Origin of the sequence: Enterococcus alishanensis (assembly GCF_019218635.1) — a bacterium.
In the GTDB taxonomy this organism is placed as follows: Bacteria; Bacillota; Bacilli; order Lactobacillales; family Enterococcaceae; genus Enterococcus_A; species Enterococcus_A alishanensis.
Map to the genome: position 1 here is coordinate 90,985 of NZ_JAHUZB010000001.1, position 15,623 is coordinate 106,607.

Below are 15,623 nucleotides of genomic sequence, written 5' to 3' on the forward strand. Positions count from 1 at the left end.
AAATCGTTCTTGTTTTTTTTAATGTATTGAATTAAATGATTCAATAGAAGAATTTTAGTTATCATATTCTGAGAATCACGAAAGCCACAATAAAAAGTCTCAGATACAAGAAAGTTTTTATCAGTTTTAAATGTTGTAGCACTAGATTTTTTTGTATCGAGAGTTTCACAATATGCTTCTACTGAAGCGACCCTCAAAAAGTTAGACCAAAGTGCTAACTTTTTGAGGGTCGCTCTATGTTTACTAAAAAAATAATAATTATAGTTTTTTTACTGTAATCATTTTGATGAACTTTTTAACATCATTAACATCGATTACGCCAACTTCGCCATGTTGCGCATTAGACATGCCACAAGCCATCGAATATTTTAAAGCATCCTCCAATTTAAAATTTTGCTCGATTGCGTGAGCAAAACCACCTACTGAAGCATCTCCTGATCCGGTTGTATTGGTAATATCGATTTTAGGAATTTCAATATCATAAAAATCGTTATTCACTTTACAAAGGGCACCCTCACTGCCACAAGAAATCATAATGTATTGAATACCAGCAAAATAAGGGTGGTTTAATTCACCTCGTGCCTGTTCTTTTGTCTCGATTTTTTTATCCAAAATTTCACTTAATTCATGAACATTGGGTTTGATAAAATTTGGCTTATAGTTTTCACTTTTCAATAAAGACGTTAGCTGAACTCCTGAAACATCCATAAAAACTGGGATATCAGCATCAATATTTTCTCGGATATAGTTTAGCATTTGTAAGTAAAGTTGTGGATTGTCTGAATTGACCGACCCAGAAATACAAACTAGATTGATTTTTTTTTGCTTATTTTTTTGCATAATTTTTTCCATTAAGATCGAAGTTTCATCATCAGAAATTTTTGGTCCACTTTCGACAATTTCTGTGTGGGTATGGTTATCATGCATGATTGTTATGGCGTTGCGTGTTTCTCCTTTAGCTTGTAGCATATCCAATTCAAACAGATTTTCTTGGAGTAAATATTTGTTCACTAAGGAGCCAAAATCGCCACCTAAAAAACCAGTTAATAAAACCTTTGAACCTGAAATTGCTGCTGTTCGCCCTGCATTAACACCTTTTCCGCCAACTGATTTTGTAGGGGATTCAAAACGATTCATTTTACCCACATTAAAGTGGTCAATAAAATAAGCAAAATCCATTGAAGGATTCATGGTAATAGTTAAAATCATTGAATTTCCTCCTTCAAAACTTTCGTGTAATCACTATAATGCGCTACTAATTCATCGGAAATACCATCATCCGTAATTAAGTAGTCGTGATCACTTAAGCGTGTGAAGGTATAAATATCTGACACACCTAGCTTTGAACTGTCAGCAACAATACAGGTTGTTTTTGCTTTTTTAAACGCAGCATTTTGGACATTTCCTTCATCAAATTGAGCGGTTGTGACATTGTTGTCAAAGATACCATTAGTAGCAGCAAAAGCTAAGTCAATATTTAAATTATCAAAGGAACGGACAGCTACTTCACCTATGAATTCCTCAGTTGTATGGGAAAATTCTCCTCCAGTTAACAAAATCCGATAATTTGTATTTTCTTTCAAATAAGTAAAGGCGATTAGGCTATTTGTAATAACGAATAAATCTTTTCGCTGAATTTCTGGTAAGGCATAGTAAATGGTTGTACCAGCACCAACAAATATAATCGAATGATCTGGGATTAAACTATTAATGATTTTTCCAATGTATTTTTTTTGCGCTACATTGGTTTGGATCTTTTCATCAGTAGACAATTCTTTATCAAGAATATCTAGCTTTTGAGCACCTCCATATAATTTAGTCAGTTTTTTCTGTTTTGCCAATTCAGTGATATCACGACGAATCGTCATTTCGGAAACATCTAAACGTGAAGCGATTTCAACTATTGAAAGATAAGTGTGTTTTTGAATTAGATCTAAGAGTTTTTCTTGTCGTTCTTGTTTTAGCATAGAACAAGTACCTCCTTTATTTGTTTTATGTTGTTTATGTTTGTTCAACATTAATGTTCAAGTTCATTATAGTCGCTATTATTATTATTTTCAAGCGTTATCACTTGTAAAATTGTTAAACTTTGTTTTAAGAAAGCGTTGACATAAGGCTTTTTTTGTAATATGATTGTTTTGCAAACAAAGTTAAACATTATATCACAAAAAATTAACAATGTTTTTCAAATTATTTCAAAATGGAGGTATTGTAATGGACTATAAAGAAATGTTTGATCCGGCTCTCATTGATTTGGAGATTTCTGCAGCATCTGAAGAAGAAGCTTTTAGTCAAGTAGCAGATCTGCTTAAAGAAAACGGAATGGTTAATGATGATTACTTAACAGGCATTACCAAACGTGAACAAAAATTTCCCACAGGTTTAATTACACAGCATTTAAATATTGGTTTACCACATGCTGATCCTGAGTATGTAAAAAAGCCTTTTGTATTTATTTGTCGATTAAATGAAGATGTTCAATGTCGTCAAATGGGAGACAGCCAAGAAATGAAGGTCAAAAATTTATTTTTCTTGGGTATCAAAGATGGCAAAAATCAAGTTGGCTTGCTTCAAGCCTTTATGAATTTATTTATGGATGAGACTTTTGTTGAAGCTTACCAAAATACAAATTGTCCAGAATCGGTTTATCAATTATTTGTAGAAAATATTTAATAATATATAGGAGGAAGAAACAATGAAGAGAAAATTAATCGTAGCATGTGGTAGTGGAGTAGCAACAAGTCAAACAATTGCTAGTAAAATTGCTAGCAAATTTGAGGATGATGGTATTGATTTCCCAGTGGAAGCAGTGGATTACAAATCGATTCAAAATGAACTACCTTCTGCCGGGATTTATGTGTATGTTGCCCAACCAGATGAAGATGTATTGACAAAAGCAGAGGAATTAGGCGTAAAAGTTTTCCCTGGTATTCCTTTCTTAACAGGTATGGGTGATGCGGATGTCTACAATGAAATACTAGCTCTAATTAAATAAAAAAATAAGGGGGTAACGAATGTGCAGATATTTCAAGATATTATTAATTACATTTTAGGATTAGGTTCGGCAATTTTTGTCCCACTGATTATTTTAGTATTAGGTTTACTGGCTGGAATGAAAATCAAAAAAGCCTTTATGTCAGCTATTACATTGGGTATCGCTTTTACTGGGATGTCGATGGTAATTGCTTTTATGTCAAATGCGGTAAGTCCTGCATCAGAAGCACTAGCTACAAATACTGGTATTAGCCTACCGGCACTTGACTTAGGTTGGACGGGAGCTGCAAGTATTACTTGGTCTTGGACTTATGCTTTTGTCTTTTTTGCAGTGACGATTGGTGTAAATTTTTTACTATTGGTGTTAAATCTTACAAAAACTTTGAACGTAGATATGTGGAACGTTTGGGGTAAAGCCTTAACTGCTTATTTAGTTTATTATGTGTCAGGAAACTTAGTAGCTGGATTTATTACAGCGATTGTTCAAGTTGTTTTAGAGTTGAAGTTAGGAGATATGTTCCAACGTCATATTCAAGATTTAACTGGTATTCCTTTAGTAACAGTGACACATTTTATGACTTCTTCAGCAGTCTTATTGTTGCCTTTTAATATGCTGATGGATAAAATTCCTTTCTTTAATAAACGTTCAGATACCAATGCTTTAAAATCTAAGTTGGGTATTTTTTCTGAGAACTCTGTTATGGGATTCATCATTGGTTTAGGTCTTGGTTTAGCGGCTGCTTACGGTGTATCTGGTTCATTAAATTTGGCGATTCAAGTCGCTACAGCAATGGCGCTATTTCCAATGATTTCAAAAATGTTTATGCAATCTTTGTCTCCTTTAGCAGATGCAATGTCGGAATTTATGAAACGTAAATTTAAAGATAGAGAAGTGTATATCGGATTGGATTGGCCAATTTTGGCAGGTCGTTCTGAAATTTGGGTAACAGCAATCTTGTTAGTTCCTGTATTTATCGGTTACGCCATCATTCTTCCTGGAAATGAAGTATTACCATTGGCAGGTATTATTAACTATGCAATTGCTGTCGGTGGTCTTTTATTAACTGGTGGTAATCTTTTACGGATGTTGGTTTTAGGTGTTATTTCATTACCGATCTATTTATATGCAGCGACGTATCTTGCACCAATACTTACTGGTTTGGCTGAATCAACTGGAGCGGTAGAAGGATTCCGTGAAGGACAATCGATTACTTGGTCATCAATAGAAGGTCCAGAGTTTAGAATCTTTTTTGCAGAAGCATTTAATTTAAATCCAATCGCTATAGCGGGTGTAATCATCTTCCTAGGATTGTTTGTACTTCTTTATAAATATATGAATAAAGTTGCCATCCCAAGTAAACGCTACGAAGAAAGTGGAAAAGATACCAAATTAAATGTCAGTACCACAACAGAATAATCAGGATTGAAGTAAGGAGAGAGAATTGTGAAGCAAATTGAAAGAGAAAAAATGAAGTGGTATGGATTGCTTTTTTTAGCAGTTGTTCTTTTCCTTACTGCAATGGCTACTAAACAAGTGCTATTAAATCTTATTGTGATTGGACTAGCAGTGTATATCTATAAATATGGGAGTCCGATTTTATTTAAAGAATACGATGAAAAACGTAAGAAAAAATTGGAAGAATCTGAAGCTGTGCGAGAAGCTGCAAAAACAGCACTTCAATCAGGTAATCTACTTAGAAAAAAATAATGGAGGAATTATAAATGTCAGATGGACGTATGTTGTTTGAAAGAGAAAGAGAAGATTTGGCAAAAATCGTTAAATTAATTTTTACTAGAAAAAATACAAATGTGGCTGGTGGAAATTTCTCTTTTTTAGCTACAGATGATAATAGAAAAGATTTTATTATTATGACACCAACAATGATGTCAGAAGCTTACTTAGGAGAATTATCAGCGGCTCAAATCTTAGTTGTGGATCCTGATACAAGAGAAGTAGTCAGTGGTGTTGGTAGCTTGACGAGAGAAATCAATATGCATCAGGCAGTTTATGACTCTAATCCAAAGATTAAAGCTGTTTTACATTCTCATGCACCAAATGCAATGTTTTGGGCAACAAGTGGCTTACCTATGCCTAATCTGACTGAAGCTACTCAAAAAGTGGGACCAGTTCCTGTAATGAAGTTTGCACCGAACTGTTCGGAAGAACTAGCTGAAATTACTAGCTCTTATATCAAAGAAAATGATTTACCAGTTCCACATATGTTGTTGTTGGACAGCCATGGTGTATTAATTAATGCGACTGGTGATACTGGAATGATGGCAATTCATAAAGCTTTATCAATATTAGACACTGTCGAGTGGAATGCGGAAATAGCTTATAAACAAGCAGTATTTCAAGCATTGGGAATTACTGATAAATTCCATTCCAAAGGCGAAGATATCGCAGATTTAGCCGACTTAAAGGAAAAAGATGCGATTTATAACCGTGCAAAAATTGCTGCCGGAGGAGACTAATTTTTTAAGTATATAATAGAAGAAACTTGAGATAATTATCTTGAGTTTCTTTTTTTTGTTTAATTTATTAAAGTCTTAGTCAAAGTTCGGCCTTAAGTCCTATGACAAAATTTGCGAAGCGTTGCATAATAAGGATGTAAACAAAATGACTTTAACATTGCTGAAGGAGGCAATTTTTATGAATGAAAGACAACGTATTTTAGACTTAGTTAAAAAAGGGATCATTACAACTGAAGAAGGTTTAGTATTATTAGAAAATATCGCAAAAGATAAAGATGAAGCACAAGTTCAAAAAGAAGCCGATCAAGTAGATTCTTATCATAAAGATCAAGTCGATGATTTGATGGATGAATTTGAAGAGGAATCTCAAGCAGATTTAGAAGCATACTACGATGAGTTAGCGACTGAAGCCAACCAAATTTCTGCCAAAATTGATGAAATCAATCAAGAAAAAGGCGAAGTAAAATCATTATTAGCTGACAAACAGGAAGCTTTATCAGAACTTCACACAAAACAGGACTTCGAAATTTTAATCGAAGGTGATGAAGGTTTGATGGCTGAATTGGAAGCTGAAATTAAAGAGTTGGAAGAACAATTAATTCTCTTGGACAATCAAGAAATAGCCCAAAAAGAAATGCTTAACAGCATTCACGAAGACCAACAAGAAAATCGTCGTTCTCGTCGTAGTCATTTTGATATTCCAGAAGATTTGAAAGAACAAGCGACTGAAACCTTTACTCAAGTCGGTGAAAAACTAGGGGATGCTGGTTTACAATTAGGTCGTTTAATGAAGAAAACTTTCAAAACGATTTCTGACACAGTAGAAGATAATGTTGACTGGAAAGATTTCAACGTCAAAGTTCCAGGTGTCGCTTCAACAAAATTTGAACATCAATTTTTATATACTGAGGTTGAACCAACCTTGATTGACGTGAAGTTAGCCAACGGTAAAGTAATCTTTAAATCATGGGACGATAATGACATCAAAATTGATGCCAAAATTAAACTATATGGTAAGATGAATGAAGCATCACCAATTCAATCATTCATGGAACGTAGTCAGATTGAAGTGGATAATGATCACATTTCATTCCAAGTACCAAACAAACGGGTCCATGCTGAATTAACTTTCTATTTACCAAATCGGACTTACGATCATGTGGCAGTCAAACTATTAAATGGGAACTTTACAGTAGAAGAATTAAATGCAAAAGATGTTTACGCAAAATCAACCAACGGGAACATCACCTTCAAACAAATCAATGCAACAATGTTGGAAATTGAAGGAGTTAACGGCAACATTGAAATTCAAAATGGTGAAATTTTAGACTCGATTATTGAAACAGTAAATGGTACGATTGTTGGGAAAGCAGATGTACAAAATTACGGCATCTCATTAATCAACGGCGATATTAAATTAACCGCTAAAAATGATTCATTGCGCAAAGTTAAAGCTAGTGCGGTGAACGGAACCATCAAAGTTTCTTTACCAACAAACATCGGTTTAGAAGGAATCGCTAAAACAAGCTTTGGGAATATCAATCAACGCTTAAGTGAAGTTGAAGTTGTGCGGGAGAAAAAAGATAAAACCAACCGCCTATTCCAATTCCGTCGCTTAGATGATGCGATGACTCAAATTGATTTAACAACGACAACTGGGAGCATTTTCTTAAAAGATTATGACGCTTAGTTTACTGATAGAAGGAGAAGATTTTTATGGATAAGAAATTACGCAAATCTCGTAATAATGTAGTATTAACCGGGACTTTAGCTGGGATTGCTGAATTTTTCGGGATTGATCCTACGATTGTGCGTGTCATTTATGTATTTTTAAGTTTAGTATTAATTGGTTCACCAATTTTATTATATATTTTATTGGCGATCATTATCCCAGCAGCACCACGCGGTGGGCAATCTTATGGTCACCAAAACCAATATTATGGTGCAAACCAAAAGAAACAACCTAAACAAGCAGAAAAAATTGATGATGATGACTGGAGCGACTTTTAATGACCTACTTGCAGCGCTTAATCGTAAACACGTTAATCTTTATTTCGCTGACGGTGTTATTTCCTAGCCACGTTTTTGTGGCTAGTTTAACCACCGCACTTATAGCGAGTTTCGTGCTATCCTTGTTAAATGCCTTAGTTAAGCCGGTGTTAGTTTTATTATCACTGCCACTAAATATTTTAACTCTTGGATTATTTAGTTTTGTGATTAGCGCTGGAATGTTACAACTGACTTCTAGTATTTTAGGAGCAGCTCGCTTCGGTTTCTCAAGTTTCTGGGCCTCGATTTTAGTCGCAGTCGTGATGGCGATTGTCAATGCGATTGTCTCAGAACGAAATATCGATAAATATACGGATGGCTAGTAATAGCTATCCGTTTTTTTAGCTAGAAATAAAAACTGACGGATATAATGATCATTAACTTTACGTTATTGATCATTATGTTATCCATCAGTTTTTTCTTTTAATAGCGATATTTTGCTAAGATTTTTTCTAAAGCTGGAAGATTCTCCATAGTTGGAACTGTTTTGTTGGCTTCGGCGGTAGTGACGATTCGAATGATTTCATCATTAAAAGGGGTTGCTATTTTTTCTTTTTTACCAAAGAATGTCACAATGCCATTGATTGCATGAATTTCAGTTGGACGGCCTTTTTCTAAGTCCTGCAACATGCTAGCTTTTAATAGCTGTGCTGGTCTGAAACCAGTCTCATAAGTATTGGCTTTTAATAACCTTTCCTGATTATCTTTAAAGCCTAAAGTGTCACGCATGTTTTCACCTTGAGCAGTTGAATATTTAGTAACTCCCCAGGCATCTCCCACACGAATACATTCATTACAAACGTACATAGCATAAACACTGGCAATCGGATCATCTAGTACATCACCAAAAGTACAACCTAAAGCAGCGGATAAGCCGCTATAAGTAGCATTAACTAACAATTTTGCCCAACGCATGCCTGCAAAGTTATCCTCCAAATGGACTTCGCACATATTTTCTAAAATTGTTTTACAGTCTAAGACTTTCTGATCAACTTCGCCATTTAAACGACCCATCGAAAAGCTTAAAGCTGATTCTGGTGTAGTTAATTCGGAAACACCTGGTTCAATCCAAGTCGCGCCCCAGCCAACTGTACACCCAATAACTCTATTTTCACCAAATACTTCAATTAACGCAGGCTCTGGAAAACCATTTTGTAAAGTTAAAATAATCGTATTTTCATTGATATGATTTTTAATAGAAGCAATTGCTGAATCATTGTATACTTGTTTCACTAAAAATATAATCAAGTCATATTCACCGGTGAGCTCTTCTGGTAAGAAAGCTTTGACAGGAACAGTAAATTCCATCGTTCCAGTGATTTTTGCACCATGCTCATTTAAAGCTTTAACATGAGCTTCGTTTACATCAATTAAGTCAACTTGTCTATGCAAAGAGATAAAGGCGCCTAAAATTGTACCTAATGACCCAGTACCCATTACTGCAATTCGTTTCACATTATTCACCTCATCTTCTTTAAATCATTTCGAAAATACCTGCAGCGCCCATGCCTCCACCGATGCACATAGAAACCAGTCCATATTTTCCATCAGTGTCTTCTAAATAACTTAATGCTTTACAGGTCAGGATTGCGCCGGTTGCTCCTAGCGGGTGACCTAAAGCAATTGCACCACCGCGAGGATTCACTTTATTTACATCTAATTCTAATTCACGAATACAGGCTAAAGATTGTGAACCAAAGGCTTCGTTTAATTCAATAATATCCATATCATCTAGAGATAAGCCAGTCCGTTCCATTACTTTAGGAATGGCATAGATTGGTCCTTCACCCATCAGTAGTGCATCTAATCCTGCAACTTGAAAACCAACGAACTTAGCAATTGGTTTAATTCCTTTTTCTTCTGCTACCGAACGTTCCATTAAGATGACAAATGCAGCACCGTCATTTAACGGCGATGAAGTACCTGCAGTCACTGTACCACCATCTTCTTGGAATGCAGGGCCCAAACCAGCTAAGTCATCCAAGGTTAAATTATACCGAATCGACTCATCATCAGAGAAAATATGTGGATTTCCTTCGATATCACCATAAGTAACAGGAATAATTTCCTTTTTGAATAGACCAGCTTCCTGTGCTTTTTGTGCTTTATGATGACTTTCTAAAGCAAACTGATCCATATCTTCGCGATTAACATCATCTTTCACGGCAACATTTTCAGCGGTTAAGCCCATAGAAGCGTACACACCAGGTTTGTTATCCATTACCCAGGGATCAATACCCGCAAATTCAAAGCCCATCGGTACTAAAGACATAGACTCTACACCACCAGCCACGATGATATCTGACTGATTGGCAATGATAGCATTGGCTCCCGTAGCAATTGTTTGTAGACCTGAAGAACAGAAACGATTGACTGTTTGAGCGGAAACGCTATCAGGAATACCAGCTCTTTGTGAAATTACTCGGGCCATATTCATTCCTTGAGATTCTTGTGGCATTGCACAGCCAACAATAATATCATCAATTTCACTAGGATCTAAATTTTCAACTTTTTTTAGTACACCATTTAAAACTTCTGCTGCATATTCAACTGGATGCTCATCAGCGAGTGTTCCTCTTACTGCTTTACCCACAGGTGAACGTCCATATCCAACGATTACTGCTTCTCTTGTCATTATTATACCCTCCTAATTAATTTGATTAATCTTCAAATCTTCAGCGACCTGATAATTTGCTTTAGTTTTTTCTTTAATTTCATCCAAGGTGGTAGTACTGGACATCTCTGTCAAAACAAGACCGGTTGGTGTGACTTCAAAAACACCTAATTCTGTAATAATTTCGCTGACACAGCCAACACCAGTTAGAGGAAATTCACATTCTTCTAAAATTTTTGGTGTCCCTTTCGCTGTATGTTCCATAGCAATGATTACTTTTTTTGCACACGTAACTAGATCCATTGCTCCACCATAGCCAACCACCATTTTTCCGGGAATCTGCCAATTGGCTAAGTTTCCTTTTGAGTCTACTTGCAAAGCACCTAAAACGGTCACATCAACTTTTCCTGAGCGTATTAATCCGAAAGATTCTGCTGAATTAATCAGTTGTCCTCCAGGAGCTACCGAAGCACTGGAACCGCCAGCATCGAAGACATTGGGTGTTGGTGGATTTGTGGCAGCAGCAATGCCGATAATGCCATTTTCAGCTTGGAAAACGACTTTTTTATCTTGACTGATAAACTTTGGTACTAAGGTTGGAATCCCGATGCCTAAGTTCACAATGTCTCCATCTTTAAGACCTTGAGCAACACGATATGCAATAAACGTTCTACTATTCATTTCTAGCACCTACCTTTACGATTGCATCAATATGAATACCTGAAATAGTAACTAATTCAGGATCAATTTCACCAACTTCAACAATACTTTCAGCTTCAACAATCGTATATTTAGCCGCAGGTGGTATCAACTGGGTGAAATTTTTAGTGGAGCCTTCTAAAAAGCAGTTACCGTCTCGGTCGACTTTAGTGGCTCGAACAAAACCAACATCAACCGGTAGCGAATACTCCATTAAATATTCTTTTCCATCAAATATTTTTGTTTCTTTTCCTTCTGCAACGATTGTTCCTACGCCAACTGGAGTATAAAAAGCTGGAATTCCAGCACCAGCACTACGGAGTCTTTCGGCAAAAGTTCCTTGGGGGACCAAGTCTAATTGCTGATGATCAAAAAATATTTCCGCAGATTGGCTGCCTCTCATAAAGGTAGTAGTCAGTTTTTTGCTTCTTTCTTTGATTAGACGCTCCAAATGACGTAAAACCATTCCATTAGGGGCATTTAAAGCGATGTGTAAATCTTTAGCATCACTTCTAGCAAAGAGAAATTTAATCAGTTGAACGGGACAACCTAAGGGACCAAATCCTCCAATGGCAACAGTGTCGCCATCTTTAACAACTTGAACAGCATCTATTGCGCGCATAATCTTACTCAATTCGTTCGACTCCTTCCATTTTGTTGTGTAATTGTTTTGTCATTGTTTTGCCAATTAAGGTGATAATTGTCATACCAGCCATCAAAAATAATACGATATACCATGCAGAACTATAGCTACCAGTCATGTCATAAAATGAAGAACCTAGGATAGGGCCCAGAGCAGCACCAAATGAGCTAGCAACATTTAACTTGCTGACAATTTGACCGTAATCGAGATTACCAAACATTTCAGCCGTTAATAAAGGGATGGTAACAGTTGGCAATGCATTTCCTAAGCCAAACACAATTGCTGACGGAATACCCATTGATGGAATATTGGAGGTTACCAAAATTAAGACAACCCCGAAAAACATGACCATTGAAGCAATGGCTGCACCCGTAAAAGCATTTGTTCGGTCGCAAATTTCGCCTAAGATAAGTTTTCCGACTAATAATGCAGCTGAAGAAAAAGAAATTAGCGAAGCTGCAAAAATTGGCGTGAAACCAATGTCTGTATAATAAGCCGCACCATTTGCATTAAAGATAGTAGAAACAGCGCTATAAAGAATAAATGCAAAGGCCATAATCCAAAATATTGAGGTATGTCTAGCTTGTTTGAAACTTAAACCATTTACAGCTGAGGTGCCTGTATTTTCAACTTGTCCAATTTGTTCAAGATTTTTTTCAGCTGGGCTGTTAGCGATGGTAAATAATATTAACGGTAGCGTAACGATTAAGTTTAAAACAGCAATTAATGCATAACCCCAACGCCAAGAAAATTCTTGAATGATGAAACCCATGACTGGATTTAAAATCATTGATCCCAAACCACTACCTAACATAGCAATTCCCATTGCACGACCTCGTAACTTTGGCCCAAACCAACTATTGATTAAAATTGAGATAGGGATACTAGTTAAACAGACACCATTAAAACCACCAATTACAGCAAAGAAATAAATTACATAAATATTTGGTGCTAAGGCATATCCGATAAAAGCGATAATTTCTAAGACGATAGCGACAGTCATGACTTTTTTAATTTTTACTTTTTGAAATAGTTTTCCTGCGACAAATAACGCGCCTAGCATAGTGACGATTGTTCCAATTGTCATCATTAAAGTTACAGCGGTTCGACTGACACCAAAACTCTCTGAAAGTGGTTGTACAAAAACGCCGACTAAATTAATTCTTGGAGCAAAAACAAAAGCCATGATAACCATACAAGTTAAAACGATGAACCATCCATGATAAATGCTTTTTTTCATTATTTTTCCTTCCTTTCCAAAATGTCAAAAATCTCCTTTCTTTTTTTAAAAATTAAAAAAAATGGACAAAATGTGCTATGATTACTGTAGGGTCTTTTCTTTTTCTTTATTCAATAGTAACGTAAGCGCTTCCAATTGCTTAGAACACTTTTCGTGCAAGTGTCCAGAAGTACACAATTTTTGTCGTTTTGTCCAGAGTGAGAAAATTTTGGGGGATCAAAAAATGAATAAAACCAAAAAGAAGATTCAATACGCTTTTATTAGTTTGTTGTATCAAAAAAATTTTTATGAGATTCGAGTGCCACAAATTATTGATATTGCTGAAATCAGTCGGTCAACATTTTATAATCATTTTGAGGATAAATTTGATGTGCTGGAGACAATCTCGAATGAATTGATTGCGGGCTTTATTGATATCATGTTGCGCCTAAGAAAACGTGGAGAAAGAGTTTTTTTTGAAGAAATAACTAATCACTATTGTGAGCCATATATTGATTACTTTATTTACTTGAATAAACATAAGTTTTATTTTACTGCTTTACTGCCGGGAACCTCAGCAACTAATTTTCAAGAACTTTTAGCAAATAAAATTAATGAAACTCGCCAAGGAACTATTAGTGCTTGGGGAGTAGAGACAAATTATGATGATTTGGAAGTCTACCGTAGAAAAATTTTAGCTAACGCTTACGTAACCATTTTTGAAGAGTGGCTTAAAAGAGGCTGTCGACAATCGCCAGAAGTGATGGGCATAATGTTGACGGATTTTTGGAGTTCGCCATTAATGGTCCCACAGTTTATGGTGACTAAATAATTTAATTTTAACTAGGGCTTTTTAAGTGTTTAACAATATAAAGATTAAAAACAGAATATCCGAATTATTTATGGTCGAAGTGCTTAAATTTACAAGTATCACTTCTTTCTAGATAATTCGGATGTTTTGTTGTTTTAAAATAAAAATTGTCCAAAAGAAAAATATAGTAGTATAACTTCAATGGAAAATATTAAAAAACAGTAGTAAAGAGTACTTATTTAGAGATTTTCACTAGAAACAGTCAAAATCTAGTAAGGAGTAAGATAAAATGATAAAATATAGCAGTAAGTCGTAGAAAAGAGGTAAACAATGTCTGAAATTGTAAAAGTAAAAGAATTGGTAGACAATTTGTCATTAGAAGTGGTCACCGGTAATGCTGCTAGTTTGGAACGAATCGTAACCAATAGTGATATTTCGCGACCCGGTCTGGAGTTGACAGGGTACTTTAGTTATTATTCTCATGATCGTCTGCAATTATTTGGAAATAAAGAAATTACTTTCGCTGAGCGAATGATTCCTGAAGAACGCTTGATGGTGATGCGTCGTCTGTGTACAGATGATACACCCGCATTTATTATTTCTCGGGATTTAACAGCATCAAAAGAAATGATTCAAGCAGCCGATGAACATAATATTCCCGTTTTAAAATCAAAAATAGGTACTTCCCGGCTACTTGGAGAAATCGCTAGCTTTTTAAGTGGTCGCTTGGCTGCTAGAACCAGTGTTCACGGCGTATTAGTCGATGTTTATGGTCTAGGTGTATTGATTCAAGGAGATAGCGGTATCGGAAAAAGTGAAACTGCCTTAGAATTAGTCAAACGTGGTCATCGTTTAATTGCTGATGATCGAGTGGATGTTTATCAACAAGATGAATTAAACTTAATCGGTGAACCACCAGGGATTTTGCAGCATTTAATCGAAATTCGTGGCATCGGCATTATTGATGTGATGGATTTGTTTGGTGCAAGTGCCGTTCGTGGTGAAATGCCGGTTCAATTAGTAGTTTATTTAGAAAATTGGTCAAAAGACAAAACTTATGATCGCTTAGGCTCAGATAATACTGAAGTTGAGATTGCTGATGTTAAAGTACCACGAATTAAAATTCCGGTAAAAACTGGACGAAATGTGGCGATTATTATTGAAGTAGCTGCGATGAATTTCCGAGCGAAAAATATGGGTTATGATGCAACCAAAACCTTTGAAGATCGTTTATCAAGATTAATTGATGAAAATTCGGGTGAGAAATAATGGACGGCTATTTAAATCGGACAGCGTTTACTATATTTGGTTTACCGATTTATTGGTATGCAATTTTAATCGTTTCGGGAATTGCGATTGCTTTATGGTTATCCACTAGAGAAGCACCGCGAGTCGGTTTGAAATCAGATGATTTTTCAAACTTTTTATTGTTTGCATTACCGATTGCGATTATTGGTGCCCGTCTTTATTATGTGTTGTTTGATTTACCGATGTATTTGGCGGATCCGATTCAGATTTTTAATACTCGCGGCGGAGGACTAGCAGTTTACGGGGGCTTATTAGCTGCGGGGATATTTTTAATCTTTTATACACGCCATCATTTTATTAACTCTTGGCTCTTTTTAGATGTGGTGGCACCTGGTGTGATTTTGGCACAGGGGATTGGCCGCTGGGGAAACTTTTTAAACCATGAAGCCTATGGTGGAGAGACCACCCGCAGTTTTTTAGAAGGTCTCCATCTGCCAGAATTTATCATTAATAATATGTACATTGATGGTGCATATCGTCAACCAACTTTTCTTTATGAATCGCTGTGGTGTTTCTTAGGGTTTATTTTAATCATTATTATCCGAAAGAAAACCAACATTTTTAAGGTTGGGGAAATCTTTTTGAGTTATGTTATCTGGTATAGTTTCGAACGTTTCTTTGTAGAAGGTTTACGCACAGATAGTCTGTATTTCTTTGATACACAACTACGAGTATCGCAAATTTTATCATTAGTTTTATTTGTTGGCGGCATTGCTTTAGTCATTTATCGTAGGAAAAAAATGCAGCCTAAAACCTATCTCAGAAACTTAGGGACTAATCAATCTTTCATATAAAAATAGTTGATTATGTT

18 protein-coding genes are annotated in these 15,623 nt (G+C 35.7%); 11 read left to right on the forward strand and 7 right to left on the reverse strand.

What is annotated here, in order from left to right; genetic code table 11:
- Nucleotides 1-258: 258 nt before the first annotated feature.
- Nucleotides 259-1,209, reverse strand: coding sequence for a 1-phosphofructokinase family hexose kinase (locus KUA55_RS00465; RefSeq protein ID WP_218324206.1), 951 nt, complete (start codon nucleotides 1,207-1,209; stop codon nucleotides 259-261).
- Nucleotides 1,206-1,967 (reverse strand): DeoR/GlpR family DNA-binding transcription regulator, encoded by a 762-nt coding sequence (locus KUA55_RS00470; RefSeq protein ID WP_218324207.1) that lies wholly within the window; start codon nucleotides 1,965-1,967, stop codon nucleotides 1,206-1,208. The genes KUA55_RS00465 and KUA55_RS00470 overlap by 4 nt, the downstream gene beginning before the upstream one ends.
- 247 nt (nucleotides 1,968-2,214) lie before the next feature.
- On the opposite strand from KUA55_RS00470, the gene KUA55_RS00475 reads away from it, so the two are divergent.
- From KUA55_RS00475 to KUA55_RS00510, 8 genes are all read left to right on the forward strand, one after another.
- Nucleotides 2,215-2,673 (forward strand): PTS sugar transporter subunit IIA, encoded by a 459-nt coding sequence (locus tag KUA55_RS00475; RefSeq protein ID WP_218324208.1) that lies wholly within the window; start codon nucleotides 2,215-2,217, stop codon nucleotides 2,671-2,673.
- Nucleotides 2,674-2,695: 22 nt separating this feature from the next.
- Nucleotides 2,696-2,995 carry a PTS sugar transporter subunit IIB gene (locus tag KUA55_RS00480; RefSeq protein WP_218324209.1) on the forward strand — a complete coding sequence of 100 codons (300 nt, stop codon included), beginning with the start codon at nucleotides 2,696-2,698 and terminating at the stop codon, nucleotides 2,993-2,995.
- Nucleotides 2,996-3,016: 21 nt separating this feature from the next.
- Nucleotides 3,017-4,411 carry a PTS galactitol transporter subunit IIC gene (locus tag KUA55_RS00485; protein WP_218324210.1) on the forward strand — a complete coding sequence of 465 codons (1,395 nt, stop codon included), beginning with the start codon at nucleotides 3,017-3,019 and terminating at the stop codon, nucleotides 4,409-4,411.
- Between the two features lie 27 nt (nucleotides 4,412-4,438).
- Entirely contained in the window at nucleotides 4,439-4,702 is a 264-nt protein-coding gene (locus KUA55_RS00490; protein WP_343214695.1) for a hypothetical protein, read from the forward strand.
- A 14-nt stretch (nucleotides 4,703-4,716) separates the two neighbouring features.
- Nucleotides 4,717-5,469 (forward strand): class II aldolase/adducin family protein, encoded by a 753-nt coding sequence (locus KUA55_RS00495; RefSeq protein ID WP_218324211.1) that lies wholly within the window; start codon nucleotides 4,717-4,719, stop codon nucleotides 5,467-5,469.
- 178 nt (nucleotides 5,470-5,647) lie between these two features.
- Nucleotides 5,648-7,159, forward strand: a complete 1,512-nt coding sequence (liaX, locus tag KUA55_RS00500) for a daptomycin-sensing surface protein LiaX (RefSeq protein WP_218324212.1) — start codon at nucleotides 5,648-5,650, stop codon at nucleotides 7,157-7,159.
- Nucleotides 7,160-7,185: 26 nt separating this feature from the next.
- Complete coding sequence (locus KUA55_RS00505; RefSeq protein WP_218324213.1) at nucleotides 7,186-7,479, forward strand: PspC domain-containing protein; 294 nt, start codon at nucleotides 7,186-7,188, stop codon at nucleotides 7,477-7,479.
- A complete protein-coding gene (locus KUA55_RS00510; protein WP_218324214.1) occupies nucleotides 7,479-7,841 on the forward strand; it encodes a phage holin family protein in 363 nt (120 codons plus the stop codon). The genes KUA55_RS00505 and KUA55_RS00510 overlap by 1 nt, the downstream gene beginning before the upstream one ends.
- 100 nt (nucleotides 7,842-7,941) lie before the next feature.
- Here KUA55_RS00510 and KUA55_RS00515 read toward each other — a convergent pair whose 3' ends face one another.
- The 5 genes from KUA55_RS00515 to KUA55_RS00535 are packed head-to-tail and all read right to left on the reverse strand — an operon-like array spanning nucleotide 7,942 to nucleotide 12,714.
- Nucleotides 7,942-8,973, reverse strand: coding sequence for a ketopantoate reductase family protein (locus KUA55_RS00515; protein WP_218324215.1), 1,032 nt, complete (start codon nucleotides 8,971-8,973; stop codon nucleotides 7,942-7,944).
- A 19-nt stretch (nucleotides 8,974-8,992) separates the two neighbouring features.
- A complete protein-coding gene (locus KUA55_RS00520) occupies nucleotides 8,993-10,153 on the reverse strand; it encodes a thiolase family protein (RefSeq protein WP_218324216.1) in 1,161 nt (386 codons plus the stop codon).
- 12 nt (nucleotides 10,154-10,165) lie between these two features.
- Nucleotides 10,166-10,813: a 3-oxoacid CoA-transferase subunit B gene (locus tag KUA55_RS00525; RefSeq protein ID WP_218324217.1), complete on the reverse strand. Its 648-nt coding sequence runs from the start codon at nucleotides 10,811-10,813 to the stop codon at nucleotides 10,166-10,168.
- The gene (locus tag KUA55_RS00530; protein WP_218324218.1) at nucleotides 10,806-11,465 is read right to left on the reverse strand and encodes a CoA transferase subunit A; all 660 of its coding nucleotides are present in this window, start codon (nucleotides 11,463-11,465) and stop codon (nucleotides 10,806-10,808) included. The genes KUA55_RS00525 and KUA55_RS00530 overlap by 8 nt, the downstream gene beginning before the upstream one ends.
- The gene (locus tag KUA55_RS00535) at nucleotides 11,458-12,714 is read right to left on the reverse strand and encodes an MFS transporter (protein ID WP_218324219.1); all 1,257 of its coding nucleotides are present in this window, start codon (nucleotides 12,712-12,714) and stop codon (nucleotides 11,458-11,460) included. The genes KUA55_RS00530 and KUA55_RS00535 overlap by 8 nt, the downstream gene beginning before the upstream one ends.
- A gap of 223 nt (nucleotides 12,715-12,937) precedes the next feature.
- Here KUA55_RS00535 and KUA55_RS00540 point away from each other — a divergent pair, with 223 nt between their 5' ends.
- The 3 genes from KUA55_RS00540 (at nucleotide 12,938) to lgt (ending at nucleotide 15,606) form a co-directional block, all read left to right on the forward strand.
- Entirely contained in the window at nucleotides 12,938-13,525 is a 588-nt protein-coding gene (locus KUA55_RS00540) for a TetR/AcrR family transcriptional regulator (RefSeq protein ID WP_218324220.1), read from the forward strand.
- 309 nt (nucleotides 13,526-13,834) lie between these two features.
- On the forward strand, nucleotides 13,835-14,773 hold the full coding sequence (hprK, locus tag KUA55_RS00545) for an HPr(Ser) kinase/phosphatase (RefSeq protein ID WP_218324221.1): 939 nt from the start codon (nucleotides 13,835-13,837) through the stop codon (nucleotides 14,771-14,773).
- Complete coding sequence (gene lgt / locus KUA55_RS00550; RefSeq protein WP_218324222.1) at nucleotides 14,773-15,606, forward strand: prolipoprotein diacylglyceryl transferase; 834 nt, start codon at nucleotides 14,773-14,775, stop codon at nucleotides 15,604-15,606. The genes hprK and lgt overlap by 1 nt, the downstream gene beginning before the upstream one ends.
- Nucleotides 15,607-15,623: the final 17 nt, after the last annotated feature.